Annotated in this window: 6 protein-coding genes and 1 pseudogene; 5 read left to right on the plus strand and 2 right to left on the minus strand. The window is 72.4% G+C overall.

The window, feature by feature from the left end:
• Positions 1-20 precede the first annotated feature (20 nt).
• Positions 21-818, plus strand: a complete 798-nt coding sequence (locus ACOV8S_RS23350) for an ABC transporter permease (RefSeq protein ID WP_448320012.1) — start codon at positions 21-23, stop codon at positions 816-818.
• Positions 819-891: 73 nt separating this feature from the next.
• Positions 892-1,647 (plus strand): IclR family transcriptional regulator, encoded by a 756-nt coding sequence (locus tag ACOV8S_RS23355; protein ID WP_448320013.1) that lies wholly within the window; start codon positions 892-894, stop codon positions 1,645-1,647.
• Between the two features lie 27 nt (positions 1,648-1,674).
• Here ACOV8S_RS23355 and ACOV8S_RS23360 read toward each other — a convergent pair whose 3' ends face one another.
• The gene (locus ACOV8S_RS23360; RefSeq protein WP_448320015.1) at positions 1,675-2,721 is read right to left on the minus strand and encodes a GNAT family N-acetyltransferase; all 1,047 of its coding nucleotides are present in this window, start codon (positions 2,719-2,721) and stop codon (positions 1,675-1,677) included.
• A 47-nt stretch (positions 2,722-2,768) separates the two neighbouring features.
• On the opposite strand from ACOV8S_RS23360, the gene ACOV8S_RS23365 reads away from it, so the two are divergent.
• From ACOV8S_RS23365 to ACOV8S_RS23375, 3 genes are all read left to right on the plus strand, one after another.
• Positions 2,769-3,404: a TetR/AcrR family transcriptional regulator gene (locus tag ACOV8S_RS23365; protein WP_448320016.1), complete on the plus strand. Its 636-nt coding sequence runs from the start codon at positions 2,769-2,771 to the stop codon at positions 3,402-3,404.
• A gap of 227 nt (positions 3,405-3,631) precedes the next feature.
• Positions 3,632-4,372: a class I SAM-dependent methyltransferase gene (locus ACOV8S_RS23370; RefSeq protein WP_448320018.1), complete on the plus strand. Its 741-nt coding sequence runs from the start codon at positions 3,632-3,634 to the stop codon at positions 4,370-4,372.
• A gap of 123 nt (positions 4,373-4,495) precedes the next feature.
• On the plus strand, positions 4,496-5,683 hold the full coding sequence (locus ACOV8S_RS23375; RefSeq protein WP_448320019.1) for a 4-hydroxybenzoate 3-monooxygenase: 1,188 nt from the start codon (positions 4,496-4,498) through the stop codon (positions 5,681-5,683).
• 5 nt (positions 5,684-5,688) lie between these two features.
• On the opposite strand, the pseudogene ACOV8S_RS23380 reads toward ACOV8S_RS23375, so the two are convergent.
• Positions 5,689-6,113, minus strand: a pseudogene (locus ACOV8S_RS23380) (SAM-dependent methyltransferase); the annotation flags it as partial.

Here is a 6,113-nt window from a genome sequence, read left to right on the forward strand (position 1 = left end):
ACCGACAAGGAGACCGCGCGATGAGCAGCACCCTCTCCCTCGCCCTCCGCGACAGCGGAACCATGCTCCGCCGCAACCTCCTCCACGCCCGCCGCTACCCCTCCCTCACCCTCAACCTCCTGCTCACGCCGGTGATGCTGCTCCTGCTCTTCGTCTACATCTTCGGCGACGTGATGAGCGCGGGCATGGGTGGCGGTGCGGCCGACCGGTCGGAGTACGTCGCGTTCCTGGTCCCGGGCATCCTGATGATGACCATCGGCTCCACCACCGTCGGCACCGCGGTCTCCGTCTCGATGGACATGAGCGAGGGCATCATCGCCCGCTTCCGCACCATGGCGATCCACCGCGGCTCGGTGCTCGTCGGCCACCTGCTGGGGAGCGTCGTCCAGTGCCTGGCGAGCGTGCTGCTCGTCACGGCCGTCGGCGTGGCCATCGGCTTCCGCTCCACCGGTGCCACCGTCGTCGAATGGGTCCTGGCCGCTGTGCTGCTGGCGTTCTTCTCGCTCGCCCTCACCTGGATCGCGATCGGCATGGGCCTGATCAGCCCCAACGCCGAGGCGGCCAGCAACAACGCCCTGCCGCTGGTCTTCCTGCCGCTGATCTCGAGCACCTTCGTGCCCATCGACTCGATGCCGGGCTGGTTCCGGCCGATCGCCGAGTACCAGCCCTTCACCCCGGCCATCGAGACCCTGCGCGGCCTGCTCCTCGGCACCGAGATCGGCCACAACGGCTGGCTCGCCGTCGCCTGGTGCGCCGGCCTCGCGGTCCTCGGCTACTTCTCGGCCACCGCCAAGTTCAACGCCGACCCCCAGCGTTAGCCCCGCGCCCCGCGGCGGCGTCCCCCGGCACCCGTGCCGGGGGACGCCGCCGTGTCTGTGGCACCGTGGGTGAATGGCGAACTCACCGTCCGGCGAGACGGTCACCGAGCGGATCGTCCGCGTCCTGGAGACCTTCGACACCGACCGCACCGTGCAGACCGCGTCGGAGATCGGGCGGCGTGCGCACCTCCCGTCCTCCACCGCGCACCGGGTGGTGGCCGAGCTGGTGTCGTGCGGCCTGCTGGAGCGCGACGAGGAGCACCGGGTGCGTCTGGGCATGCGGTTGTGGGAGCTGGCCCTGCGCGGCTCGCGCGCGCTGAGGCTGCGTCAGGCGGCGCTGCCGTTCATGGAACGGGTGCAGGCGCGAATCCGGGAGCACACACAGCTCGCCGTCCTGGAGAACGGTGAGACCCTCTTCGTCGAGCGGCTCTCCCATCCGCAGGCGGGGGCGAACATCACCCGGATCGCTGGCCGGCTCCCCCTGCACGCCTCGTCCTCGGGTCTGGTCCTGCTGGCGCACGGGCCCCGGGAGCTGCAGGAGCGCGTCCTCGGCGGGCCGCTCGAGGCGGTGTCGCCGGAGACCGAGACCGATCCGGCGCGGCTGCGCCGGGTGCTGGCCTCGGTCCGCCGCGACGGCGTCGTGGTCGCGCCGGGGACGGTGGAGACCGTCTCGACCGGGGTGGCCGTGCCGGTCCGGGAGGGACGCGGGCCGGTGGTCGCCGCCCTGTCCGTGGTCCTCCCCCGCGACACGCCCACCCGCCCGGCCGTGGACGAACTCCGGGCCGCGGCCGCCGGGATCTCCACCGCCCTCGCGGCCCCGCGCCCCTGAGTCCCTGAGCCGCGGACCCGGTGCCCGTCACTGCGGGAGACGGTCCGGTTCGTCGGCCCAGGCCATGGAGGACATCTTCCAGCCGGCCCGGGTCCGAACGAACTGGGTGGTCTTGTGACCGCGACCCTCGAAACGGGTTCCGTTCCGGACGCCGGACTTGCGGTACTCGGCGAACCGGTGCGCGACGGATCCGACGATGTCCGTCCGCTCGGAGACCTCCCACTCGGAGAACTCCGTCAGCGTTCCGTCGGTGAGCATCTTCTGCCGCGGCTCGACGAACGCGTCCAGATCCATGATCACCGGGTCGTCTCCGGTGTTCGAGACGATCCTCCCCTCCGGAACGAACAACTCGTGGATGATCCGCAGGTCGGGGCTCCTTCCCCCGGTGTTGGTGAAGGAGCCCATGAACAGGCCCATCAACCGGTCGATCTCCGCCCGGTCGCCGGACACGGGCGCGGACCGGTCCTCCTCCGGCGGCCACTCCTGGGCCAGGACGGCCCACACCTCGCTGTCGTGCCGCAGCCCGCGGTGCGGATAACGCTGCCGGAGCACGCCCTCCCGGGACATGCCCAGACGGCGCGCGGACGCGATGCTGCGGGTGTTGCCGGAGGCGACCCACCACTCGACCCTGTGCATCCCGCGTGCGGTGAAGGCCCAGTCGATCAGCGCCCGGCACGCGCGGGTCACCAGCCCGTGGCCCTGCCCGGCCTCCTCCAGCCAGCAGCCGAGCTCGCACACTCCCGAGGAGGTGTCGAAGCGGGTGAACATGACGCCGCCGACGAGCACACCGTCCAGCCAGATCCCGTATATCCGGCCGCTGTCGGAGGACGCGAGGTCGGCGTAGCGCTGGAGGGTGGTTCCGGCCGAGGCGAGGTCGGTGGTGAGCGACGCCCAGGGGATCCATGGGTCGACCAGAGGGCGGGCCCGGTCGATGTGCGCGAGGAACTCCGGGGCCTGCCAGGGCTCCAGAGGGCGGAGTTGGGCGTGGTCGTCGAGCGGCTCGGTGAACATGGGCGTCGCGCCTTCCGGGTCGGGGCGGCCGATGACGCGGGCGGAGGAGCTGCCCACGGCCACACGGCGAGGAGAGTACGTAACAAGCGTTTGGTATGTAGGCTAGCGGCATGGCGCCCCCCGCACCCGGAGATCACGAAGCCCGCCGCAAGGACGTGTCCGAGGCGGTGTGGCGCGTCCTGGCCGCCCGGGGGTTCGGAGGTCTGACCCTGCGCGCCGTCGCCGCGGAGATGGGCGCCTCGACCGGCATGCTGACGCACTACTTCCCGAGCAAGCGGGCTCTCGTCACGCACGCACTGGGCCTGCTGGAACAGGACACGGCGGGACGTCCGCGCCGGAATCCTCCCGCCGACGGCCTGCCCACCGTACGGGCCATGCTGCTCGACATCCTGCCGCTCACGCCGGCCGACACCGCCCGCAACCGCATCTGGGTCAGCTCCTGGGACCTGTCCCTCGCCGACGAGACGCTGGCCGCCCAACAGGGCGACCGGTACCGGAGGTTGCGCGACAGTTTTCGCCCTCCTCTGGAGACGGCACGTGACCTCGGGGAGATCCCCCCGGACACCGACACCGGCCAACTGGCCGCTGCCGCCGTCGCCTTCGTCCACGGACTCGTGGTCCAGGCGCTCTTCGACCCCGGACGGTTCTCCGAGGACGTGCAGACCGACATGGTCGACGGCTTCGTCGCCCGGCTCGCCGGGGCAGGGCCCGTCACCGGGCAGGTCGATCACCGGCAGTCGTTCTGAGCCCGGGCCGACCGTGGCCACGGTGGTGCCCCTGGGCGCCGGTCCGGTACTGATCACCGTTGGAGCCCGCTCACGCCGGGCGCGCGCACCGGCCCCGCCGGAACCGCCGCGGTGGCGAGCGGCGTCGGCTGCCGAGCCGAGTGGTCCGCAGGACGCACCCGGCACGCTGCGCCGCCCCCGGCTCTTGTCGTGTTGACCGCCCCGCCGGGCGGTGCTGAAGTCGGCGCGTGGACAGCATCCCCGCCAACCGGCGGCTCTGGAACCGGATCAGCAGCACCTACCAGCACGAGCACGACCCGCGGATCGGCGCCGCGCCGCGGCTGTGGGGCATGTACTCCATCCCCGACGCGCACCTGCGCGCCCTGGGCGACGTCACCGGCAAGCGCGTCCTCGAACTCGGCTGCGGCGCCGGCCAATGGTCCAGGGCGCTCGCAGCCGAGGGCGCCGACGTGGTCGGGATCGATCTGTCCGAAGCGCAACTCGACGCGGCGAAGCGGGCGATGGGGGCAACCCGCTATCCGCTGGTGCAGGGCGCCGCCGAACAGCTGCCCTTCGCCGCCGAAAGCTTCGACCTGGTGTTCTGCGACTTCGGCGGCCTCAGCTGGGCGCCCCCTCGGCTGGTCGTCCCGCAGGCCGCACGCGTCCTGGTCCGAGGCGGGCGCCTGGTGTTCAACGTCGCGAGCCCGTGGTTCGAGGTCTGCTACGACGAAGCCGCCGGCCGCGTGACCACGACGCTGCAGAAGGACTACTTCGGGCTGGACGCCATCGCCGAGGGCGACGGCGCGACCAGCTATCAGCTCACCTACGGCGACTGGGTCAGGGTCCTGCGCGGTGCGGGCCTGGTCGTCGACGACCTCGTCGAGGCGCGGCCCGAACCCGGAACGCCCAACGGCTACAACGAGACCGACCCACCCGACTGGGCACACCACTGGCCGGCGGAGCTGCTCTGGACGACCCACAAACCCTGAGGTCCCGTCGCACGGACACGTGCGGGTCCCCGCCCTCGGTTCCCGTTCAACGGGAAACCCCGTCGTCAGCCGGGCCGCCTCGGGGTGAGACTCCTGCCATCCGTCCGCCGTCAAGGAGACGCCATGCACGTACGCACCCGTGTCGCGATCATCGGCGCAGGCCCCGCCGGCCTGCTGCTGGCCCACCTGCTCGGCCGTCAGGGCATCGAGTCGGTCGTGATCGACTCCCGCAGTCGTGAGGAGATCGAGAGCACGATCCGGGCCGGCATCCTCGAGCAGGGGACGGTGGAGGTCCTCGACCGGACCGGGGCCTCGGACCGGGTGCTGCGCGCCGGGCAGAAGCACGAGGGCGTCGAGCTGCGTTTCGACGGGGAAGGCCACCGGATCGACTTCGCGGAGAGCGTCGGCCGCGCGGTGTGGCTCTACCCGCAGCACGAGGTGCTCAAGGACCTGATCGCCGCGCGGCTCGCCGCCGGCCAGGACCTGCGGTTCGAGGTGACCGCCGAGCGCGTCGAGGACGCGGAGACCGACCGGCCGCGGGTCGTCGCCCGGGACGCCGAGGGCGGCCGGGTGGAGATCGAGGCCGAGGTGGTGGTCGGCGCGGACGGCTCCCGCGGGGTCGCGCGCGAGGCCGTGAGCGGCGCCTACGGCGGGCACTTCCGGGAGTATCCGTTCGCCTGGTTCGGCATCCTGTGCGAGGCGCCGCCCAGCTCCGAGGAGCTGATCTACAGCAACTCGCCGGACGGTTTCGCGCTGATCAGCCGTCGCAGCGCCGAGGTGCAGCGGATGTACTTCCAGTGCGACCCGCAGGACGATCCCGCGGCGTACACCGAGGAGCAGTTGTGGCGGATCCTGCGGTCGCGTGTCCCCGGCACCACGCTCAAGGAGGGGCGCGTCTTCCAGCGTGACGTGCTGCGCTTCCGCAGCTTCGTCGCGCACGAGATGCGCCGTGGCCGGGTCGTGCTGGTGGGCGACGCGGCCCACACCGTGCCGCCCACCGGCGCCAAGGGCATGAACCTGGCCGTCGCCGACGTCGTCCTGCTCACCGACGCCCTGCGCGTGCTGCTGCTGGACCGGGACACGAGCCTGCTGGACGCCTTCCCGCGGACCGCCCTCGACCGCATCTGGAAGGCGCAGCACTTCTCCTGGTGGATGACGAGCATGCTCCATCTCCAGCCGGGCGCCGACGAGTTCGACCGTCTGCGGCAGCTCGGCGAGCTGCGCTCGGTCGTCGGGTCGGAGGCGGGCCGCGCCTATCTCTCCGAGGCCTACACCGGCTGGCCTCTGCCGCAGGCCGCGGCCGACCTGTAGGAGTGTCAGGCGGCGGGCCGCAGCCGATAGGTCACGTCGGTGGCGTCGGCGGGGGCGGGCCGGCCCTGCGGATCGGTGACGGCCGCCACGGTCAGCCCGGCCGCCGCGACCAGCTCCGCGAACACGTCGCGGGGGTACCAGTGGAGGACCCACGGGCGCTCGGACACGGTGTGGTCGGAGCCGAGGCGGCGCTCGTAGCGCAACAGGGTCGTCTGCGTGCGTGCCGTGCCGTCGCGGTGCTCCGAGACGACCGAGACGCCCAGTTCGGCGCCGTCGGGTCCGGTGGCCGTCCGCACCAGGCCGATCTGTCCGGCCGGGGTGGGTTCGGGGACGAACAGGGGCACCAGGGCGGTGCCGTCGTCGGCCAGGTGCGCGCGGATGCCGCGGAGTGCGGCGAGTGCCGTCGCGTCGTCCGGGAGCAGGGTGAAGG

This window comes from Streptomyces sp. CO7 (genome assembly GCF_053474865.1).